Annotated in this window: 15 protein-coding genes, 1 tRNA gene and 2 pseudogenes; 7 read left to right on the top strand and 11 right to left on the bottom strand. The window is 41.9% G+C overall.

The genetic code is table 11. The features are described 5' to 3' along the window. Positions 1–83: 83 nt before the first annotated feature. Positions 84–746, top strand: a complete 663-nt coding sequence (locus V2H77_RS18640) for a group II intron maturase-specific domain-containing protein (RefSeq protein WP_341500045.1) — start codon at positions 84–86, stop codon at positions 744–746. On the opposite strand, the gene V2H77_RS18635 is transcribed toward V2H77_RS18640, so the two are convergent. The 3 genes from V2H77_RS18635 to V2H77_RS18625 all read right to left on the bottom strand — a co-directional run bounded on the left by V2H77_RS18635 (position 720) and on the right by V2H77_RS18625 (position 3447). After that, on the bottom strand, positions 720–1766 hold the full coding sequence (locus V2H77_RS18635) for a PDDEXK nuclease domain-containing protein (RefSeq protein ID WP_341499992.1): 1047 nt from the start codon (positions 1764–1766) through the stop codon (positions 720–722). The two genes, V2H77_RS18640 and V2H77_RS18635, sit on opposite strands and share 27 nt — an antisense overlap. Before the next feature lie 396 nt (positions 1767–2162). Further along, on the bottom strand, positions 2163–2579 hold the full coding sequence (locus V2H77_RS18630) for a group II intron maturase-specific domain-containing protein (RefSeq protein ID WP_341499991.1): 417 nt from the start codon (positions 2577–2579) through the stop codon (positions 2163–2165). Between the two features lie 535 nt (positions 2580–3114). Next, a complete protein-coding gene (locus tag V2H77_RS18625; RefSeq protein ID WP_341499990.1) occupies positions 3115–3447 on the bottom strand; it encodes a hypothetical protein in 333 nt (110 codons plus the stop codon). 676 nt (positions 3448–4123) lie between these two features. Between V2H77_RS18625 and V2H77_RS18620 the strand changes: the two genes are divergently transcribed. Both V2H77_RS18620 and V2H77_RS18615 read left to right on the top strand, forming a co-directional pair. Beyond that, entirely contained in the window at positions 4124–5332 is a 1209-nt protein-coding gene (locus tag V2H77_RS18620) for a multidrug effflux MFS transporter (protein WP_341499989.1), read from the top strand. A gap of 701 nt (positions 5333–6033) precedes the next feature. Then, entirely contained in the window at positions 6034–7176 is a 1143-nt protein-coding gene (locus V2H77_RS18615; RefSeq protein WP_341499988.1) for a Fic family protein, read from the top strand. 187 nt (positions 7177–7363) lie between these two features. On the opposite strand, the gene V2H77_RS18610 is transcribed toward V2H77_RS18615, so the two are convergent. Then, the gene (locus tag V2H77_RS18610) at positions 7364–10600 is read right to left on the bottom strand and encodes a hypothetical protein (RefSeq protein WP_341499987.1); all 3237 of its coding nucleotides are present in this window, start codon (positions 10598–10600) and stop codon (positions 7364–7366) included. A 178-nt stretch (positions 10601–10778) separates the two neighbouring features. Between V2H77_RS18610 and V2H77_RS18605 the strand changes: the two are divergent. Continuing rightward, positions 10779–11450, top strand: a pseudogene (locus V2H77_RS18605) (IS1595 family transposase). Here the strand turns inward: V2H77_RS18605 and V2H77_RS18600 are convergent. The 7 genes and pseudogenes from V2H77_RS18600 to aspA form a co-directional block, all read right to left on the bottom strand. Further along, positions 11358–12206 (bottom strand): hypothetical protein, encoded by an 849-nt coding sequence (locus V2H77_RS18600; protein WP_341499986.1) that lies wholly within the window; start codon positions 12204–12206, stop codon positions 11358–11360. The pseudogene V2H77_RS18605 and the gene V2H77_RS18600 sit on opposite strands and share 93 nt — an antisense overlap. A 598-nt stretch (positions 12207–12804) precedes the next feature. Next, a pseudogene (locus V2H77_RS18595) lies at positions 12805–13179 on the bottom strand (Arm DNA-binding domain-containing protein); the annotation flags it as partial. Positions 13180–13342: 163 nt separating this feature from the next. Next, positions 13343–13418: transfer RNA gene (locus V2H77_RS18590), tRNA-Phe, on the bottom strand. Positions 13419–13546: 128 nt separating this feature from the next. Then, on the bottom strand, positions 13547–14119 hold the full coding sequence (dicD, locus tag V2H77_RS18585) for a division control transcriptional repressor DicD (protein WP_265380180.1): 573 nt from the start codon (positions 14117–14119) through the stop codon (positions 13547–13549). Between the two features lie 17 nt (positions 14120–14136). Continuing rightward, positions 14137–15864 carry a protein-disulfide reductase DsbD gene (locus tag V2H77_RS18580; RefSeq protein WP_341499985.1) on the bottom strand — a complete coding sequence of 576 codons (1728 nt, stop codon included), beginning with the start codon at positions 15862–15864 and terminating at the stop codon, positions 14137–14139. A gap of 184 nt (positions 15865–16048) precedes the next feature. After that, positions 16049–17350: an anaerobic C4-dicarboxylate transporter gene (locus V2H77_RS18575; RefSeq protein ID WP_341499984.1), complete on the bottom strand. Its 1302-nt coding sequence runs from the start codon at positions 17348–17350 to the stop codon at positions 16049–16051. A gap of 140 nt (positions 17351–17490) precedes the next feature. Further along, on the bottom strand, positions 17491–18915 hold the full coding sequence (gene aspA, locus V2H77_RS18570) for an aspartate ammonia-lyase (protein WP_341499983.1): 1425 nt from the start codon (positions 18913–18915) through the stop codon (positions 17491–17493). 376 nt (positions 18916–19291) lie between these two features. Between aspA and V2H77_RS18565 the strand changes: the two genes are divergently transcribed. From V2H77_RS18565 to groL, 3 genes are all read left to right on the top strand, one after another. After that, positions 19292–19780 carry an FxsA family protein gene (locus V2H77_RS18565; RefSeq protein WP_341499982.1) on the top strand — a complete coding sequence of 163 codons (489 nt, stop codon included), beginning with the start codon at positions 19292–19294 and terminating at the stop codon, positions 19778–19780. Between the two features lie 197 nt (positions 19781–19977). After that, positions 19978–20271: a co-chaperone GroES gene (locus V2H77_RS18560; protein WP_036809429.1), complete on the top strand. Its 294-nt coding sequence runs from the start codon at positions 19978–19980 to the stop codon at positions 20269–20271. A gap of 49 nt (positions 20272–20320) precedes the next feature. Continuing rightward, positions 20321–21967 carry a chaperonin GroEL gene (gene groL / locus V2H77_RS18555; RefSeq protein ID WP_049582776.1) on the top strand — a complete coding sequence of 549 codons (1647 nt, stop codon included), beginning with the start codon at positions 20321–20323 and terminating at the stop codon, positions 21965–21967. Positions 21968–22480 lie beyond the last annotated feature (513 nt).

The raw sequence follows: 22480 nt of genomic DNA, 5'->3' as shown, positions 1-22480 counted from the left end.
TGTGGGCTCGCATTTATCCGTTTTTTTAGTCAAAGTACCAAAGAAGCACTTAACAACCTTTACCATAAAAATATGTTGTCCTTCTGACCCTAATCGTTTTCGACAAGTGGATGCAGAAATATTATCCCCGGATGAAATGGTGTCGCTATGCGGATGATGGACTGGTTCACTGCCAGAGTGAAGCACAGGCCAGAGAAATCAGGCAAAGGTTGGAACACCGTTTCAGGGAATGTGGATTGGCCCTGCATCCGGACAAAACCCGGATTGCTTACTGTAAAGATGTAGAACGAAAAGGAAAATATGAACATACCTGTTTTGATTTTCTTGGATATACGTTCAGGCCAGGGTTGGTCAGGAACCGTAAAAGAAACAGTTTGTTTGTGAGTTTTACATCGGCAGTCAGCAAAGCCGCCCAAAAAGCCATGAGATCCAAAATCCGTAAGTTGAAGATCCGAATGCGGATAGAACTGAACCTGATACAACTGGCAAACTGGCTAAACCCCATAATCAATGGCTGGTTGAATTATTATGGGCAATTTTGCCGATCGGAACTGTATAAGGTCTTCAGGCAACTCAACAAAGCGCTGGTGCGCTGGGTCAGGCGAAAGTTCAAGGCACTGAGCAGACATAAAACCCAAGCCTCAAAATTGCTTCAAAGGAGTTGGCGTAGATTCAAGAGGAGAAATTTTCTCCTCTTTACGCGTCAAAGTAAAAAAATTCTACTGCGGTTTTTCTTGTTGATCTAACAAATGCTGACGCTCTTTTTCGAGCTGTAAACGAAGCTCTTCTTCACTTGGCAGTTCCAACATGTATTTTGAGGCAAACAATTGCTTGCTGTCGTTGAGTACTGAATATTTGGCAACGGTATGATTGTTTTCGGTACATAAAATTAAGCCGATGGTTGGGTTATCATCACTGCGGCGTTTTTTCTCTTCGTACATGCGCACATACATGTCCATTTGCCCCACATCTTGATGGGTGAGCTTATGCATTTTCAGGTCAATCAACAAAAAGCATTTGAGATGAAAGTTGTAGAACACCAAATCAATGTAATAATCACCATCATCGGTACTGATACGTTGCTGACGTTCGACAAATGCAAAGCCTTTACCGAGTTCCAGCAGGAACTTTTGCAGGTTGTCAATTAGCGCTTGTTCAAGTTCACTTTCTTGTAGTGCAGCACTCGGTAAACCTAAAAAGTCGAAAATATATGGGTCACGCAAGTAATCTTTTGCCGATAAAGTCAGTGCCGTGGTTTTTTGCTGCGCTTCATCCAGTACAGACTGGATATTTTGTTGCTTTGCTTGAGTAGAAAGCAAGCGCTCGTAATAGAAGGTACCGATTTGGCGTTCTAACGCGCGAGCAGACCAAGCCTGCTCAATTGCTTCTTTCATATACCATTGTCTGGTTTGCTCGTTTTCAATGCGGGTTAAGGTGCGGTAGTGTGTCCAGCTTAATTCGTGACGCAGTGCGTCACGATTTGGAAAAGTAATATAAAACAATCTCATATAACGAAGATTGGAGTTATCAAAGCCTTTGCCAAACTCTTTGGTTAAAGAAGTGGAAAGGTTTTTGAGTACTTTCTTACCATATTCAGCGCGCGTCTGTCCTTGTTGTTCATCTTCGACAATCAGGCGGCCAATTTCCCAATAAGTTTGCACCATAACAGTATTGACTGCTTGTGCGGCTTGTTTGCGACCTTGGGTTAATAGCGTCCTAATATTGTCTAGCAATAGGTTTGATCCCGGTAATACGGGTTGATTCATTATGCAGCCTCCATGTCTTCTATTTTTTCTCTGTGTACATCGAATATGTATTTTTAAAAAACAGATCGTTGCAAATGGGTAGGATGCCTATATCACGAAAAATATCATATGCATTCCAGACCGCTTGTTTGATTGAGTTAGCACTCATCATTCATTATTCTCATCAAGTAACTTTTGAAACATGCCCTGAAGTATAGGGGGATCTTAAACCCGGAGACAATCCTCCCTGAATATTCGCAGAGTAGCCAGAGACAGTTACCTGTTTCCAGCCCGCTAAGAACCGTGCGTGCGCCTTTCAGCGCACACGGCTCAAGCCTTACTAAGGCCTGATAATGACCCGGTAACCCAACGTGCTTTATTCCTGGATAAATCCCTTCCCTTATGCTCCGCTTCGGGCTATCTGATCTGTGCACGACGCTCAAAGTACTGTCGGTATGTCGGATCATAAGGGGTCGCATTAGCTCTGATCTTGATGTGGCGGACGATCGGGGTACTCGCCATTGAGAACAGGTCGAGACATCCCTGTTCTCCCTTCACATTCCTGAACATCGAGAAGAAAGTCCATTGACGTAAACCAAGGCGACGAAAATAACGCTTTTGCTTCCATCGGGCTGATTTGTTTGGATGTCGTCGATTTATCCAGATAAGCAGAGTCTGAAACACCTGATGGTCAACGTAAGCAAAGGTCTTTTTCGACACAACATGGCGGTAATAATTGGCCCAGCCTCTCAACTTTCTGTTGAGTTGCCGGATCAGGTTTTCCGTTTTGGCGGTTGCATTGGTTTTGATAAGCTCTCGTATATTCCTCAGCATGTGTTTGACTGCGCCTTTTGCTGGTTTTATCAGCAACTTGCCACGGTATTCATGAAAATACGCAAATGGTAAGACCGAATATTATTTATCTGTGAGTGGCAAGGCATGGTCCGCTAATTCATCAACAACAGTGAATATTAGTGGGATTGACTATAAAGTGATTCTAAGTGACAGTAAAAGTATACCTAGTGTATCAACTTCAGCAGCACAAACTAATTAACCTGAGATTTGCTTAAGAAGGGAACTAAGCGCCTGAGGTACGATCAAAGTTTTTGTCAAAGAAAACAAAATCGTGGAGATCTTCAGGAAGGTATAATTTAGAAGAACTTTACTTGTGAGATCTCTTATCTCTCCTGACAGAGCATTTGTAACCTCTCATTTTTTCAACAAAAGTTTCATAAGGCGTTTTACCTTTCTAGCTTCCATGTCGTCTGTGGTACATGTGGTCTATGATGGTTGTAAAACGCCTCCCTCTCCTATTCAGCCAATTTGGCTTTTAAATCTACGTCGCCTTTAGTTTTTTCTCTGATATAGCCTATATATATTCAACATTAGCGATCCAGTTTTGTTGACGACGAGTTAATCGAGCTTGCTCGCTTTCATCAGTGAACTTAGCAGAAACATATTTAAGCAATGTAGGATCAACGTTTTCAAAGGTATTGACGTTAACGACGGCATAATCGTGACCATTAATCTGGCTGATGACAACAGGTACTACTCCGCACTGGCTACAAATATGAAACTGCGCTGTACCTGTTTCAAAAGAGTACCTATATAGAAACTTTTGTTCTCGGATATTCAGCCGAAGTCGCCCTGCTGTGCTGGGTATGATGTCCAGACGGCGCTGTGCTTGATACAAAAAGAGCAACTACATGCTCGTGCCGGAATTTCCAGAGGCTCAGGCTCCCAGTTAAATGTAAATTCAATATTCTTACAGTGACAACTACCGGAAATTAGCATGTGTACCTTCTCAGTTTTCGTGTCTTAACAATGGTAGGGAAATGTGATCTGGTATTATTAGTCTGTAATTTTTTAAAAAATATACCCGTTATCTTTCAAGTTGCCTCTTTGTTGGCTGCACTCGCTCACCCCGGTCACATAGTTATCTATGCTCCCGGGGATTCGCTCTCTTGCCGTCGCCATGCATATTGAAATCCATAGGGTATATATCATTGCTCATATAATAACTGATGACTTTATTTTCAGTATTATATGCTGTGTTTTGTGTTTTTTTTATTTGTTTTTGAATTTAAATTTTATGTTTTTTTGTTTACTAAAAAATGTTATTAGTGTTACTATATTTTCAGTTGATATTTACATAAGTTTATTTTTATAAATGTTAATTATTAAAGAGATTGTGTAAATTAATAGCTATGCCAATGTGTAATTTGCCAATGTGTAATTAAAATTATTTTGATTTTATTAATTTATTCATTAAGTAAGTGATTGTGTGCATTTGGTGTAAATTTAACTGGTGCATGTTTTTTATTTTATGCGGAATTTATTCTGGGGTAATATTTATTATATTGATTGGTTAATAGTCCATGAACAATAAATCTTCGTCTTTATTATTTATCGTTTTAATGGCTTTTCTTTCTATGGGAGGGTTGGTTTCATCGGATATATTCCTACCCGCCTTGAGTAAAATGGGAAACTATTATCACGTTAGCGAATCTAGTATACAAAGTGCAATAGCTATATTTCTATTTGGGATAGCCTTTTCTCAACTTATTTATGGGCCATTGAGTGATTGTTTAGGAAGAAAAAAGGTTCTTATTTCTGGAATGATTATATGGCTGATTTCAACAATCGGTATTTTTTACAGTACGCATATTAGTGAATTGCTATTATTGCGTTTATTCCAGGGAATAGGCGCTTGTGCTGGTATTACATTAAGTCGTGCCATTATTAATGATTTGATGGGGAAAGAAGAGGCAGCCAATTTGTATCTGATTATTTTCCCTTTTGTGGGAATGTCGCCCGCTGTCGCACCAATGATCGGAGGTGTGTTAAGTGAACATTATGGTTGGAAAGCCTGTTTTTTATTTCTTACTTTATTTATAACAGTCACGCTTATATTATGCTTGCTAGTTCTGAAAGAATCACTACCAATAAAAAAACGTCAAAAATTGAGTATTAAAAATATATTGGTCAGTACTTACCAAGTGATAATAAATAAAGAGTTTCTTTACTATGCAGCAATACCTTGTTTCGCTTATACGGCATATTTTTCTTATTTGATTGAATCTCCATTTATTCTTACAGCTATGGGATTACCAGAAAAATATGTTGGTTACACCTATATAATGCTCTCTTTGAGTTACGTGTTGGGTAATCTTACTGCTAAGAAATTAAGTCGCCAGCAGGGCATGAGAAAAACGATTTCTCATGGTTATCTCATCTTTGCTGTTGGAGGTATCGCTTTCACGATACAAATGTTTTTTAGTTCCTACCCATTGATAACTTCTGTGCTAACAATATCAGTATTGACTTTCGGTAATGGTTTTTTGCTGCCGCTTGGTACTGCATCGGCAATTGCCACTCATTCTCAAGCGGCCGGGACAGCTTCCGGCATAATGGGAACATTGCAATTAGGTAGTGCAGGACTGGCATCATTGCTTATTGGTTATATATCTCACCATGAACCTATTAAAGTGGCATCTATCATCACCGTTGTTTCCTTGGTCGGTAGCATTATTTATATAACTGGTAATAGAGGTAATAAAGGAATAAGTAAAAAACAAACAATATAAACTAAAATAGGAATGAAAAATGGTTAATAATATAGATGTCGCATTACGTGTATTAGTGTGATTACCGAGGGAGATTGACGACCCTATTATCAAACACAAAGCCGGTTTATTGAACCCAACATCGTGTTAATTTATTGATTTATTTTGGATTGGCCTGGCAGTTGCAATAGGACTTGTAAGTATTGCGTTCAAGCAGAAAAAAGACACATAATTTCTCATGTATCCTACATCATAACCCTTGTATTCAATTCAATATCGAAGTACTGAAAAGCTAAACTAACTACAGTTATACATTCGGGTTCTTGTTTCGGCCGCTGGTTGAGTTTTCTCATCTCTCAACCAACGCGTTTTGAATTGGTGCCGGACTCGGAATCATATCCACGATAAATCGCTTTTGTTTTGTGATGGTTATCACGAAAAATCGGTATTTAAGATAGTGGGGCTTCGTTTTGTGTGGAGTCAGGTCCACATATAACGACCAGACCTCCACACATAGCGGCGCTAAAAAATCCATACTGCATTATGCAATCAAAGCCCCATCCCCCTTCTCATTGAACATCTTTCAAACTTACATTTGATATGTTGGAACAACGGTTTTTGAGATAATTAAAAACAGTGTTCTTTCTAAGATATAGATTCTATTACTATTTTTGCTATACTTTTGAGATGTTTTTATTCACCAGTTGAGATAACTAAACATCATGGTTCAATTTAATCACTTTGAACTCTCGCTTCTGAACCCCAGCTTTGACTCCCCTTTGGTCGATGCGCTGACGGAACTAGAGTTACTCCGACACCTGCGGCTGGAAACTGATGTTCACCCTATCCTGTTTGCGCAGTTGAAGGCCGTTTTCCACATGCTGGAGAGTCTTGGCTCCGCAAGGATTGAGGGAAACCACACCACGCTTGCCGACTATGTTGAAAGCAAGGTTGAAGGAACGCAGAGTTCGACGGACCAACTCAAAGAAATCAACAATATTGAAGCTGCGATGGAGTACATCGACGAATACCTGAGCAACGGCGATGACATAACAGAATATTTTATCCGCGAGTTGCATAGTCTGGCGGTAGCCGGGCTGCAACAGGAAGGCGACAGAACGCCCGGCGCATATCGGCAACATAAAGTCAGCATCGCTCTGTCTGACCACTTACCGCCGGACCACATCCGCGTTCCTGATTATATGGCGGAACTGACCGCCTTTATTAATCGTGCCGATAAGCCAAAGTACGATCTGATGAAGATTGCACTGGTGCACCACCGCTTTGGCTGGATACATCCATTTGGCAACGGTAATGGCAGAACGGTCAGATTGCTGACCTATGCATTGCTTATCAAGTATGGTTTTAATGTTCAGGCTGGTGGGCGGGTTCTCAATCCGACAGCGGTATTCTGCAATGATCGTGAACGCTATTACGCCATGCTTTCGTTAGCCGATAAGGGAACAGAGCAGGGGCTGGAAGAATGGTGCTTATATGTGCTTTCGGGGATCTCCTCTGAGCTGAAGAAAGTCGATCAACTGACAAACCACGCTTTCCTGAGCGAAAAGATCCTGTATCCGGCCATCGATTTCTCATCGGAGAGAGGGCTGATAAACCCGCTGGAATCGAAGGTTCTGAAACGCGTTGTTGAGCTGGGGACGATAAAAGCGGGCGATCTACGCGCCGTTTTGCCTGATCTTAAACCGACGCAGGTGACTTATCAGCTTGGTAAGCTGATTGAACGGGGACTGCTTCAGCCAGTAGAAGAGGGGGCTCGTACCTATACGGCGAAGTTTTCTAACTCATATCTGATTCGTGGGGTGATTAAGGTTCTGCGGGAAGAAGGGTTTATTCCTAACCTATAATCTTAATGAGCAAATTGTTACTTACAATGTAGATAGCTTTTTTAACACATGTTTATTTCTTCTGTAAAAGTCCCCCTTCATAGAAGGGGGCATTGATAACGCCCCAGAGGGTGGTGTTCAGATGGGTATGAATATTAAGGTGGTTATTTTCTAAACCACCTTAATTTCATAGCGGTTGGTTAATATACTATAAATTTTCTTGTAACCAAGCTTCTAACGCATCTACTTGTACAAAATTAATATTAGTTTCATATGGCGGATATCTTAACCACCAGTAAATTTGTCTACTAATATATAAATGGATAAATTTAACTTCGTGATTATCTGCTGGCTCACTCCAGTTTAGTAGAGTACGAAGATTATTATAATTTTCTGCTAGGAAATCAATTCTTTTTTCTATTTTCCCAATCTGTCCCCTTTTATCACCTCTACCAAATATTTTCTCTCGTAAACGACGCATATCCTTAATGCAATAGTAGGGCTGATTATACTTACACTCTATATTCAACCTGGTATTGCTATCAGGAAAATAGGCTAAGGTATCAAAATCACCTACATCAGGAAATTTTTTCTTTGGAAAGCGTTTCTTAAAGTCGATGCCAAGTTCAATTTGGGTTGTGAACCTTTTTACAATATCAAAAGTGGTTATTTCTAATTGCTTTTCAATACTCTCTTTTATTTTACCAACTTCATGTGAAATGTGGCTCCATTCGAACTCGGCAGGAAGATATCCATTTGCAATATGGGCAATCCATATTGTGCCTGCCCGATATGCTGCCGTAGCTCCCCAGATTATATTATTATTACTAATTTCTATTAGTGGGCGAATATTATATCGGTGATCTCGTTTATTATGATCGGATATGGGCACATCAAAATATTCAGAATCAGCACCCAGCAATTTTCTTATCTTATTCGGATTAAGAATAAGAAAATCTATTATTTTCTCTACTTCTTCATTAATCAGGTTTGTATTGTTGTTAAGTAATGTAGTTACCATATCAGCCCTTGTCGCCTGATATGAAAGATTTAATTCAATTTGGTTAAATCGAGCCCATTGAAAAAGAATAGAGAAAACAGCAAGTAAACTCGAGTATTTGAAACCGAGATCTTGTTGAAATATACGGTTAAGAACATCTAAATTTTCATTTATAATGTCGGATTCTACTGAGTCATTATCATTTAAATTATAACCTAACTTATAGCCTGCTTGTTCTTCACTAAACTTATCTTCTTTAATCTCACGATCTTCGGAAAAAAATACTTGTGGGATGTAAAAATTATCTATATTCAAACCACCTACATCAATATCGTTATGCAAGATGTCACTTGCATTATAAAGTACTATTAACCAATCAATATCAGCAAGTAATTGTAAGATATCATCGGTAGCAGGTATGGTTTTACTTTTTGTGTTAAGACTCAAAGCGCATTCAAGCAAATATCTATAATTTGCTGACATACGGTTGAACTCAGTACTCTGTTTTGCTAATTTTTCTGTTCTATTATAATTAACCTCATGTTGAAGGCTTAACATAATATTTTGCTTTTTTCTATGATCTTCGGCTACATAAGCATCATAGTTTTCAATTACAAATTGTAGCAAGTGCTCCCTGTTCATTGAGCGTATTGTTGCGTGAATTTTTTCTCTGAAAAAATCGGCTAAAGGGTTAATAATATCCTTGGCCTTTTGTAACTCATAATTACCTTCCTGAACTCCAGACTCTTTAATTAAGTTAGCCAATGTTTTTCTGGCTAGTTTAAAGTGTTTGGCTTCAGGAATGTTTGGTTTTATTTCTAAAGTATCAAAGGTGCGCTTTTCGCTGGATATTGCCATCCTTGCGGGTCTGTTCCCTGTATTGATTATCTGTTGCCTAATATCTTCGGAGAACTCGATATGAAGTATTTGGGAGAGCGATTGTAAGAACGCAATGCAAACATCAGCCTGGAAACTGGCATTTTGAGGTCTGTTAAGACGATATTGCATGAGAGGTAAATTAATGTGAATTTTTATATTTGCAGAAGAATTATCTTTGTTAATTAATGACACGTGAGTGAACAATTCAGGATTAAAATTTTCTGTAATGTCGGAATTACTATCGACCAGATATTTTTTGTCAATAGAGCAGTGAACGGTAATTCTTTTTATATTTTGGAATGATATATTCTCTAAAATATCTTTTCGTTGCGATAGCGCATCACAAGTGCATTCTAAAAATAATGTCAGAAGCTGATCGTTAAGGTGATCTTCATTTAGTAGTGGTTTGCGATCGGCACAAAAATGCATTGTGCAGTTATTTATTTTTGTGCACCAGCATACATAGAAATGACTTTTTGATATTAATGAAATATTTCCTTGGTAAGTATTACTGATATTCCATTTTACATTGACATCAGGAAAATTTGAAGGGACCTGTGACCAGTATTTTTCCAGTTCTTCATATCTCCAGTTAGATCCCCAATGAGGATCAAGAGTAATTATGTCGAAATTAATAGCACCATCTTCTAATACAGAATGAGTTCCTTTAAATGATGCAAATTTATCTATTACAGAAATAAAAAACGGATTTATTTTGGATTTATATTGCTCTAGATATGAAAAAAATGATGACAATTCACTCAGGTTATCTATCGAGTCAAATAATGCAATAAATTCTGCCAAGAAAAGAATATGATAACTATATTTTAGTTGCGGTGGCTTAAAAGGAAGCATAGCAGTAGTAAGATTAGAGCTTATGAAAATAAACTCAATATCATCAATTGCAAGTTGCTTTCCTGAGCCATTTCGAATACCTAATAGTTGTGATGATGAAATCGGTGATAAAGCCCATTTTCCTTGGCTAAAAAGTTCGAAAATATCTTCTTCTATCTTTTTTAGTTTGTTTATTGGATTAATATCAAAAGGTACAAATAAATAATACTTATCATTTCCCTGTAGTATCCCAGCGAATTTATAAGGTAGGATCTTTTTTTGATTCAGAAGCAGAAATGGTCCCTCAATAATGTTTTCAAAACGCTGGGATATGAAATTTGAAATTGCATCTGAACAATCGATATCCATTTTCTGGGAAGCATAGTGCTCAATAATTACATTTGCCATATTCCTGAATGACAATGGATAAACACGATCACCAATATTGATACCAATAGCAGGGAGCGCTATGCCTTCCATTATTATATTTGATAATTCAGTGGTGGAGTTAATGCTTTTAAATTCCCCTGGTTTTTTAATAAATATATTTTCTGTCTGATTTATTATTTCCTCAAACGCATGACTGGCATCCGTTAAAGCCTGATGGTAGGTTTTCCAGAACGTTTCTGGAGGGATTTCGACATGACCGGGTGAGAACTCTTGTTCTGAGAGTGTATCAACTGGATTTATGCCTGATAAAAACTGGTTCTGTAAAATAAGAACATTTTCCATTTGCTTAAGAATAATTGGATATTCTGCGTATCTAATTTCAAAAGCTTTAATATAATCATATAAGCGTTCGACTGAGCTACCATAAAAAATGGGGCTGCCCTAGATAAGTCATTTGATCTAGGATACCCCAATGAGAAAAAGTCGGATTAGCTAATACAAGCAAAAACGTCTTCAGGAGATCTTTGTGGCAGGGGCTACAGCTCGCACTGCGGCAGAGTTAGTGGGTGTCAACAAAACGACTTCAGCTTACTATTTTCACCGCCTCAGAGTCCTTATCTCTGATTATGTCGATGAACACTCCATGTTTGAAGGTGAAGTCGAGATAGACGAAAGCTATTTCGGAGGTAAACGTAAGGGAAAACGCGGGCGGGCTTCAGCCGGAAAAGTCCCTGTTTTCGGGCTTCTAAAGCGGGGTGGTAAGGTTTAAACCCGCCTAATACCTAACGCTAAATCCGATACTTTGATGCCGATAATCACAGCGAAAATTAAGCCTGATAGCCTAGTCTACACAGACAATTTTGCCAGCTATGATGTGCTGGACTTGTCCGATTTTAAACACTACCGAATCAACCATAGTACGGAGTTCGTAGACGCTAAAAATGGTCAAAACCCTATCAATGGGATAGAGAATTTTTGGAACCAAGCCAAACGTCATATGCGTAAATTTAATGGCATACCAAAGGAGCATTTTGAGTTGTTTCTCAAGGAATGTGAGTGGAGATTTAATACACCGGGTGTAAAAGAGCAATTATGCATTCTAAAACAAAAAGGGAATAAAAATAGTTCGTTCAGGCTGGTGTCGGCTTTGTCTGGAAATATCACTGTTCATCGCCAGACAAAATTGAATTGAGGGATTTTTATCAATAAAGTGCCATCCATCATCAGTAGTTATGCAGGCTGATATATTTTCATGTCCCATCTCTATTAAGCTGGCACAGGCAAAAGCGATACCTTCTTCCTGACTGTCTGCCCGAATAATAATTTGTTCTTTTTTATCTGATAGAAAGTCGTTCAGTGTGTTTTTTTCCTCTTCCCTGCCAGCCAGTAAGGTGTCTTTTGTTAACGGAAATTGTGACTGATTGCACCATCGTTCCCAGAAATGGGAAATGGATTCAATGCCTGCGCCAGTATGGCCTGTTATTTCACTGAACCAGAGAGCTACAGCCGGAGTGTTTTCCAGCCACGCCTCCAGATCGTCAGCATCAAGAGCATAAACGCCGGACCAGATGTTTTCAGCCTGTGCTTCTTTGAGCCAGCTATCTTTTTTGGGCCACCGGCGTGGTGATACGAAGACAAAGCGACTTTGAGCTGCTTCCTGTGGTGAAATTTGTTGATTTCTTTTCCGAAAATCTGAGCGGGCTTTAGTAATGATGTCGGAGGAACAGCCCATTTCCCAGAAAGAGGCACCATCAGGAACCCAGATGTTGCCTTTGTCAGCCTGGACAATACCATCCCAGCCGCTGCTTGAAACAGAATCACCGCCGGGCATGCTCAATGCTGTTATTGTTGTGGTCGCGCTAATTAATCTCCGGATCAAAATGGGCAACATTCCCTGAGCGTCTCTTGTGTCCGCCCACTGTTCAATTTGGGTCGCGGTGATCCTCATGTTGAGATCCTTAAAGTGTGTTTTCTGGATTATATTCCCGATTATTCATTGAATAAAATGGAAAAAATGAAGCTTTAGTCTTTTATTTGATGCGAAAGACGAATGATTAATTTTGCAGGTAAGAGAGAGTTATTTTTGCGATAAGCCTTCCATAACCTCACTTGCTGTTAACTGCTAATCGCGGTGCAAATTCAGGTGCCGGGATTGGTCTCCTGAAGATATTCCTTACTGGCGGCATATGACGCGCTTTGCGTCTTTTTTATGTCGTTCATCCGGCTATATCTCAATGGTGGGCCGGGCGGAGGCGTCGCAAGACGCGCCGGTGTCCAGTAAGGCCGGTAAGACCAACTCCGTCCGGTTCCACCACCCGCAAGATTGGTCTCTTCGGTGGTGGTTCAATTAATCACTTACTGGAGGCTGCCACTATGGTTACGATCCCCACTCAAACACACCCGTTACTTGCTATTCCCTTCAATGCCGCCACGGACTTCACCGTCCTTGCCGATCACTGCGAAAACTTCGCCGAAACCCTGATTGAAAGTAAAGATATAGCGTTAAAAATGGCGCTCTGCGGCAGGATCAATGCCTGTCTGACGTGCTCCAGCGAGCGCAGGATCTTCGCCGTGTGATGCTCCGTCCAGCGGATATTTCCCGCCAGCCACTTACGGGCGACCTCTTCAAAGGTATTACCGCTTTTCTTCGCCTGCTTCTCCTGCTGCTTTTTCACCCCCGGATCGTCGCCCGCGCTGAGTACGGCGCGAGCTTCTTCACGCAGCTTACGCGCATTCGCCAGCGTAACGGTCGGGTAAGCGCCAAACGCCAGCTTCTTCTCCTTGCCGCCAAAGCGGTATTTGAGTTGCCAGAGTTTAGAACCGTTGGGTTTAATCAGCAGGTACAGACCCTGCGCATCGCTGAGTTTGTAGGGTTTATCGAGCGGCTTGGCGTTACGGATGGCGGTATCGGTGAGTGGCATGGCGGGGGCTCCAGAGTTTATCGAACCAACAGGCCCCCAATTAAGCCCCCAAAAACTCTGAATGTCAAAAACCCTGGCAGTATCTATTGATGCTCCAGGCTCTTTGCAACTTACTGATTCTTTAACGTTTCAGGATGTACAGGGACGCCATGAAACTAAATTTTGGTGCCCGGAGGCGGAATCGAACCACCGACACGAGGATTTTCAATCCTCTGCTCTACCGACTGAGCTATCCGGGCAACGGGGCGCATTAAACCGTATTCAGCCTAAGTCGTCAATGCCTTTCTGATAAAAAATGATAAAAGCGGATTGTTTGCTTTCTTTTTGCCCGGAATTTGTGTGGTTGTTCATCTTAGGCTGATTTTTGTTAACTTAATGCGCCATTCTTGCGGCATAAGGCAATAGCTAAAACATCTTCTGCCAGTAGTTTTGCCGTCGCGATATCATCAATATTCCGTTTGATCAGTAGTTTACTTAAGCAGCCTTCCAGAATCAGTTCCATCTGTTTGGCAACGAGTTCGCAATCTTCAATATCCAGTTGATGTAATAGCTCGGTGGTGTAGCGGGAGGAACTCTGTTTTTGTAATTCAGCTAATTGATGAATAGGGTGGTCAGATTCAGGGAATTCGCTACAGGCCGCGATAAACAGGCAGCCTGGATAGCGTTTCTCTTTTACTTTTTCATCTAAGGCTGCATAACGAGCCAGTAGCTTTTGTTCTGGCGTCAGATTTTCATCCAGTAATATCTGTCGTTGCCAGATTTCAATCTGTTGGCCGTGATAACGTAGGCAGTCATAAAGCAACGCTTCCCGATCGGGCCAGAACTGCTTGAGATATTCGATATCCATGTTGAGCGAGCCAAAAAGTATCTCAGTTGTGATGGATAAGCCATGCTGCTCTAGTAAGTTTAAGGCATGACTAAGGATTTGTTCTCGTTGCACGGTGTTCTCCTTCAAGATCATTTTGGCAGATGCTGCAAATGCTCGTTAAAGCGGGCGGCATTCATAAAACCATTCACCCGTGAATCGGGGATCTCTTTTCCTTGAGCATCAAAAAACAGAATAGTCGGTAATCCCCGAACGTTAAGTTTTTCTAAAAGCTGTTTCTGTTGCGGGCTGTTATTCGTGACATTGGCCTGTAACAGTAAGGCATCATGCAGTTGTAACTGAACTTGTGGATCGCTGAAAGTATATTTTTCAAACTCTTTACATGCGGTACACCAGTCAGCATAGAAATCAAGCATAACGGTTTTATGGCTGTTTTGTGTCATTATATCTTCTAACTCCTGCCAGTTATTTATCTGGCGGAAGTTGAGGCTATGCCGCGACTGTTGTGTAACTGTTGTACCCCAAAACCAATCTTGCAACGGACGGGTAGCTATCAGCATCAGAATTAACAATATCAGTTGTATGACTCGTACCCAACCGTTTTGGCTTCTAATTGTCAGAGCAAATCCCCATCCCAAGAAACTGACTGCCAGCAGGCTCCATAACCGTATTCCCCAGGTATCACCGATAACTCTTTCTAGCAGGAAAACGGGTAGCGCGAGGATAATGAAGCCAAAAGCTTCTTTAACATACTGCATCCAAGGTCCACTGCGTGGCAGGAGTTTATGACCAAATAGCGTGACGGCAATGAGCGGTAATCCCATTCCCAAAGCGTAAAGATAAAGGGTTAGGCCACCTGCTACGGTATTACCACTTTGAGCGATGTAGAGCAGAATCGCACTTAACGGCGCGGTAGTACAAGGAGAGCAAATTAATCCGGCTAACGCACCCATAGCGAATACGCCGAAAAGCGAACCGTTTTTTTGCTGGTTACTCCAGTTGACTAAGCGCGTCTGAACAGCGGAAGGCAGTTGCAGAGAATAGAGGCCGAACATCGACAGGGCCAGCAGAATAAACAATACTGATAAGCCGATCAGTACATACGGATGTTGCAGTGCGGCCTGAAATTGTAGGCCCGCAGCCGCTACAATCAACCCAAGTAGCGTGTAGGTGAGCGCCATGCCTTGAACATAGCTTAACGCCAACCAAAATATCTGTTTTAGGCTCTTAGGGCGTTGGCTGCCAAGAATAATGCTGGAAATCAATGGGTACATCGGTAGTACACAAGGTGTAAAGGCGATACCGATGCCAATCAAGATTGCCCAGAGTGGTGAGAAAGGTAAATGTTGTTGATCATTTGATGCGCTTTCTGGTGTTTTCTGGGCAGGTTCGTTAGGGGTTGCGTCAGTTGTTTTTGATGGAATAACTGCACTCAATGGAACAAGGCGGGTTTCAGGTGGATAGCAATATCCTGCGGCGGCGCAGCCTTGGTAAGTGACAACGATATTAGAACTGTTGTTCGCCTCTGTAACAGGAACATTGACGATGAGTTGTTGGAAATAAACTTCAGTTTCACCAAAGAACTCATCTCGATGAGCTGTACCTTGTGGCAACGTGATTTTACCCAGTGTGGCCTGTTGCGGCTCAATATGAAGTTGTTTGCGATAAAGGTAATAACCCGGTTTGATCTGCCAGTCTAACGTCAATTTGTCGCCTTTTTGCTGAAAATCAAACATGAATGCCTGATCTACTGGCAAATATAGATTTTGCACCGGTTGTTCAAACAGCGCGTTCGCTGCCATTGGGGTAAAGAGGATGCTGCAAAGCAGCAAAAATAGCATCAGAGTACGTTTAATCATAAAAATAATGATCGCTAATTGAATGGAACAGATTCAGCACTATAACCGAAGGCTGCCAGACCAGAAAGTGTTCTGGTTAAGATTGAAACAGTTATCGAAGGTTTTCAGGGAAAATATCTCATTTAGGGGAGGGTATGCAGGGGCGATATACGCCCCTGTATTAAGCGGTTATTGGTAGGCAGAATTAGAGGATCATACTGCCGAATAGGAAGCCGAAGGCAACAGCCAGAGCAACTCCAATGGTGCCAGGGATAAAGAATGGATGGTTAAATACGAAACGGCCGATACGGGTAGTACCGGTGTCATCCATCTGAACTGCGGCAACCAAGGTTGGATAAGTAGGTAGAATAAACAACCCAGAAACCGCGGAGAAAGAGGCGATGGCGGTCAATGGTGTGACGTTCAGAGCCAAAGCCATCGGCATCAATGCTTTTGCGGTTGCCGCCTGAGAATAGAGTAGGGCGGAACAGAAGAAGAAAATAATCGCTAGCAACCAGGGTTGAGAGTGGATTAAGTCTCCAGCGGTGCCTTTAATCCAATCCATGTTTGCCTGTACAAAAGTATCACCTAGCCATGCAACACCCAGAATACAGATACATGCGCTCATACCTGCTTTAAAGGTGCTGGAGTTCAGGATGGCGTCAGTATCAACTGAACAGAACATGGTGGTGATAGTTGCAACACTCAACATAATGATCAGAATGGCATGAGTGGTGTTCATCAGGGGTTCTGCAATCAGGCCGATGCTTGGGCTGTTGACGATAGCGTAAATAACAACACTGATAACACCCGATAGGAATAACAGAACAGAAGCTTTAGCCCTTGGTTTGATTTCAATTTGTTTGCTGCCACGCAGAGTTACCAGGTTTTCTTCCAGACGTTTCAGATAAACGGGATCATCAGACAGCTTGGAATTGAATGCCCAGGAGATGATAAAAGACATCAGAACGATCGCGGCGAAAGTGGATGGCAGCAGAACCATCAGAAGATGAATATAGCTGACGCCGTGGCCTTCCATCAGAGAAGACATATAAACGACTGCCGCGGAAATAGGTGAGGCGGTGATGCCAATTTGGGCCGCTACAACCGCCGTGGAAAGCGGACGGCATGGTTTAATGCCTTGTTCTTTCGCGACTTCAGTAATCACGGGCAGTGCTGATAGAGAGATGTTGCCCGTACCTGCAAACAGCGTCAGAAAATAGGTAACGATAGGTGCGAGTATCGTGATGTATTTTGGATTTTTACGCAGTAGTTTTTCAGTTTGCTGAACCAAATAATCCAGACCACCGGCAACCTGCATTGCAGAGATAGCGGCGATAACGGCCATAATGATGGAAATAACATCGAATGGGATATGCCCTGGTTTAACGCCAATTACAGCCAGCACCAGAACGCCAAGACCACCGGCAAATCCAATGCCAATTCCCCCTAATCTTGCACCCAGGAAGATGGCCAGCAGAACGATAATCAATTCTACGGCTAACATAATAGTGACTCCTTGAAATAATTAAAAATTTGAAAATTTTAGGTTAATACTTTGTGCATGTAGGGAAGTAAAAAGGCACGCTATCCAGTTGGAATCGCGTGCCTTATTGCTAAGAGCTATTTTTTATTATATTCAACAACTTAATCGTCAAAGCGTTTTGCCTTATAAGATGGACATTTTAGGTTCTCTACAGAGAAGATGTCATCCAGTTCAGTTTCGGTCAGTAGACCTCGTTCCAGCACGACTTCACGAACACTCTTACCCGTTTCGGCACAAATCTTACCAACGATATCACCATTGTGGTGACCGATGAATGGGTTCAGATATGTCACGATACCGATCGAGTTGAATACGAAGTTTTCGCAAACTTCCTTGTTAGCCGTGATGCCATTAACGCATTTTTCTACCAGGTTGCGGCAAGCGTTGCTTAGCAGGGAGATAGATTCAAACATGGCCTGACCGATAGCAGGTTCCATAACATTCAACTGTAACTGGCCCGCTTCGGATGCCATAGTAACACAAATATCGTTACCAATAACTTTGAAGCAAACCTGATTCACAACTTCTGGAATAACCGGGTTCACTTTTGCCGGCATAATAGAAGAGCCTGCCTGTAATTCTGGTAGGTTGATTTCATTCAGGCCAGCGCGAGGGCCGGAAGAAAGCAAACGCAGGTCGTTGCAGATTTTAGACAGTTTGACAGCCAGGCGCTTCAGAGCGCCGTGGACCATAACATAAGCTCCACAGTCGGAGGTTGCTTCAATCAGGTCTTCGGCGGGTATGCAAGGCAGACCTGAAACTTCAGCCAATTTTTCAACCGCCAATTTCTGATAACCTGGCGCGGTATTCAAACCGGTACCGATAGCAGTGGCGCCAAGGTTAACTTCCAGCAGTAACTCAGCCGTGCGGTTTAGGTTTTTAACTTCTTCTTTCAGCAGGATAGAAAATGCATTGAATTCCTGCCCCAGCGTCATAGGAACAGCATCCTGTAACTGGGTACGACCCATTTTTAAAATGTCGCTGAATTCTTTGGCTTTTTTATCGAAGCCTGCAATTAACAGTTCAATAGACTCGATCAGTTGCAGGATGGAGTTATAAACTGCGATACGGAAGCCGGTTGGATAGGCGTCGTTAGTTGACTGGCTTTTATTCAAATGATCATTGGGATTCAGGTACTCATATTCGCCTTTTTTATGGCCTAACAGTTCCAGACCAATATTTGCCAGAACCTCGTTGGTATTCATGTTGAGTGAAGTACCGGCGCCGCCCTGAAACACATCGACTGGAAACTGATCCATGCATTTGCCGTTATAGAGCACTTCGTCACATGCTTTGATGATGATGTCTGCAATTTTCTTAGGAATAGTTTGCAGTTCTTTGTTAGCTAAGGCTGCGGCTTTTTTTACCATCACCATGCCACGGATAAATTCGGGTACATCATTAATGGTGTTGTTACTGATGTGGAAGTTTTCAATCGCACGTAAGGTGTGAATACCGTAATAGGCTTCAGCAGGGACTTCTCGTTTACCTAACAGGTCTTCTTCGATACGAATGTTGTTTGACATGAGAACCTTCTTATTAGATGACGTTTTTACTGTCTAATTATGCGTTTATTCAATTATTATGTTGCCAACAGCAATAGTTATGATGTGAAATTTTTATCACCAGATTGCCCGCGTGATCATATGCTGGTTAGCAATAAATGCATTGAATCTGGATCACTTTATAGTGGTATTTGTTTAGTCTGATTTGATATATGTGATATTTATCACAATTGCGTGTCTAATTAGCAAAATTTTCAGCGGATTGAAAACGATAACTGTGACCCCAATTATATCTTTAATAAATTAAAAAAAGTTAATTTGGTTGTCCCTTGGATTTTGTTGATATGATTTATTCAGGATACAACCTGTTCATCCAAATCAATTGAAGGAGCACCAAGTGCGTTGGTTGCCATTTATCCTAATATTTTTGCTTGTTTACATCGAGTCAACCCTATTTGTGCGTGTTGCCTCTGAATTAGGCGTACTGTTTACGCTATTACTGGTGCTGTTTACTTCTTGTGTCGGTATCTCTTTGGTTCGCAGTCAGGGCATAAAGAATTTTCTCCAGATCCAGCAAAAGCTAGTTACCGGAGAGAGCCCGGCAGCAGAAATGATAAAAAGCGTTTCCCTGTTACTGGCGGGTTTCCTGTTACTCCTCCCCGGCTTTTTTACGGATTTCCTTGGATTGCTGTTGTTACTGCCGCCGGTTCAGAAAAAATTAGTGATGAAACTGATGCCGCATATCAATTTCTATCGTCCTCATAATAGTGGCGGGTTTAAACGGGATAGCAATACCTTCGAAGGAGAATACGAGCGTAAGCAGGATGATCCCTCCCGTTCATTGAGAGAACATAGGCCCGATGATGACGAGCATAAGCCTCATTAATAAGCGGTTATTGTCTAAATGTTTGGTTTAACTATAGGTTTTTTTCTGTCGGCAAGAAAAAAGTAAAATATTTTTTTGCCTGCCCTTGAAGTATCATAAATAAGTCCCCATTTAATTTATTATGATACTAGTTTAATGAAAGCATACTGGTATCAATCCTCTTACCTGATATGGACTTTCTTATAGGAGAGCTATCAATGAATATTCGTCCATTGCATGATCGTGTAATCGTCAAGCGTAAAGAAGTTGAATCAAAATCTGCTGGCGGTATTGTGCTGACTGGCACTGCTGCGGGTAAATCCACTCGTGGTGAAGTTCTGGCTGTGGGCAATGGCCGCATCCTTGAAAACGGTGATGTGAAAGCACTGTGTGTGAAAGTTGGAGATATCGTTATTTTTAACGATGGTTACGGTGTTAAGTCAGAGAAGATCGACAACGAAGAAGTGTTGATCATGTCTGAAAGCGACATTCTGGCAATTGTTGAAGCGTAATTGTTGCGCTTAGGTCTTCTTAACTGAACGAATTTAAAGGAAAGAAACAATGGCAGCTAAAGACGTAAAATTTGGTAGCGACGCTCGCGTTAAGATGCTACGTGGTGTGAATATTCTTGCTGATGCAGTAAAAGTGACTTTGGGTCCTAAAGGCCGTAACGTTGTGCTGGATAAATCTTTCGGTGCTCCTGCAATCACTAAAGACGGTGTTTCCGTCGCTCGTGAAATTGAACTGGAAGACAAGTTCGAAAACATGGGCGCTCAGATGGTGAAAGAAGTTGCCTCTAAAGCGAATGATGCTGCGGGCGACGGCACAACGACAGCAACTGTATTGGCTCAGTCTATTGTTACTGAAGGTCTGAAAGCCGTAGCCGCTGGTATGAACCCAATGGATCTGAAACGCGGTATTGACAAAGCCGTAGTTGCAGCAGTGGCAGAACTGAAAAAGCTGTCCGTACCTTGCTCAGATTCCACCTCTATTGCTCAGGTAGGTACTATCTCCGCGAATTCCGACGAAACTGTGGGTAAATTGATCGCAGAAGCGATGGATAAAGTCGGTAAAGAAGGTGTAATCACCGTTGAAGAAGGTACAGGCTTGGAAGATGAGCTGGATGTCGTTGAAGGTATGCAGTTCGACCGTGGTTACCTCTCTCCTTATTTCATCAACAAACCAGAAAATGGTTCTGTTGAATTAGAAAACCCATATATTCTTCTGGTAGATAAAAAAATCTCCAACATTCGTGAGCTGTTGCCAGTTCTGGAAGGTGTAGCTAAGGCAAGCAAGCCTTTGCTGATTGTCGCTGAAGATGTTGAAGGTGAAGCACTGGCTACTTTGGTTGTTAACACCATGCGCGGCATCGTCAAAGTGGCTGCGGTTAAAGCGCCTGGCTTCGGTGACCGCCGTAAAGCTATGCTGCAAGATATCGCTGTCTTGACTAACGGTAATGTTATTTCTGAAGAGATTGGCCTGGAGTTGGAAAAAGCAACTCTGGAAGATCTGGGTCAGGCAAAACGTATCGTTATCAACAAAGATACCACTACCATCATTGATGGCGTTGGTGAAGAAGATGCAATTGCAGGCCGTGTTGCTCAGATCAATCAGCAGATCAAAGAGTCCACTTCTGATTATGACCGTGAAAAACTGCAAGAGCGCGTAGCTAAACTGGCTGGCGGTGTTGCTGTTATTAAAGTTGGCGCTGCAACAGAAGTTGAGATGAAAGAAAAACGCGCTCGCGTTGATGATGCTCTGCATGCAACTCGCGCAGCAGTAGAAGAAGGCGTGGTAGCTGGTGGTGGTGTTGCGCTGGTTCGCGTTGCAGCCGCTATTGCTGGTCTGAAAGGCGACAACGAAGATCAAAACGTAGGTATCCGTGTTGCAATGCGCGCGATGGAAGCGCCTCTGCGTCAGATCGTTGACAACTCAGGTGAAGAGCCATCTGTTATCGCAAACAGCGTGAAAGCAGGTGAAGGCAACTACGGTTATAACGCAACGACTGAGCAGTATGGCGATATGATCGCAATGGGTATTCTGGACCCAACCAAAGTAACCCGTTCTGCACTGCAATTTGCAGCATCTATCGCTGGCCTGATGATCACTACTGAATGTATGATCACTGATCTGCCTAAAGACGATAAAGCTGATTTAGGCGCAGCAGGCGGTATGGGCGGCATGGGCGGTATGGGCGGCATGATGTAATAGTCGCGTAGGTCGCTAGCCTGGTGGGTTACGTCCAAAAGTGGGTACTAACTAAAGTTGTGCTCATTACCTTCCCGCCGAAATAGCATTTGGTAAAATCCAATATTCGGGCTGAGGTTTAAGCCCGGATATTGGTCTCCGTTTTATTAAGTGATCGGTTTATTAGGATAGCTGGAGTGCTTTCCCGTCAATTTTGTTTTTGCTGACGTTCCGATGAACGGCACAAGAGTTCTCTTGCTGTGGCGTTCTTCTCTTCTATATTCTCTCTGTCAGGCCATGTTCGTGATTTAAAGTTTGTGAAACAGCAGGTTTTGCTCTGTGTGAAGCTATGACTTTATAAAGTGACTAGCCCCTTTATCAGCTTAAAAAGCGACTTGATGTTCCACTATCTTGTTCGTTGACAGCGTCAATCCCAATAGTAATAAGTAAAATATTTATCTAAATTCCAGATAGGAATTAACGACATTCGATCATGCTGATCTTGTAGAGATTGGCCATATAACACGCAATGGG

Source organism: Photorhabdus sp. P32 (assembly GCF_038085095.1).
GTDB lineage: Bacteria > Pseudomonadota > Gammaproteobacteria > Enterobacterales > Enterobacteriaceae > Photorhabdus > Photorhabdus luminescens.
Note: the sequence above shows the minus strand (reverse complement) of the source record. Positions and strands in the feature narration are given on the sequence as shown.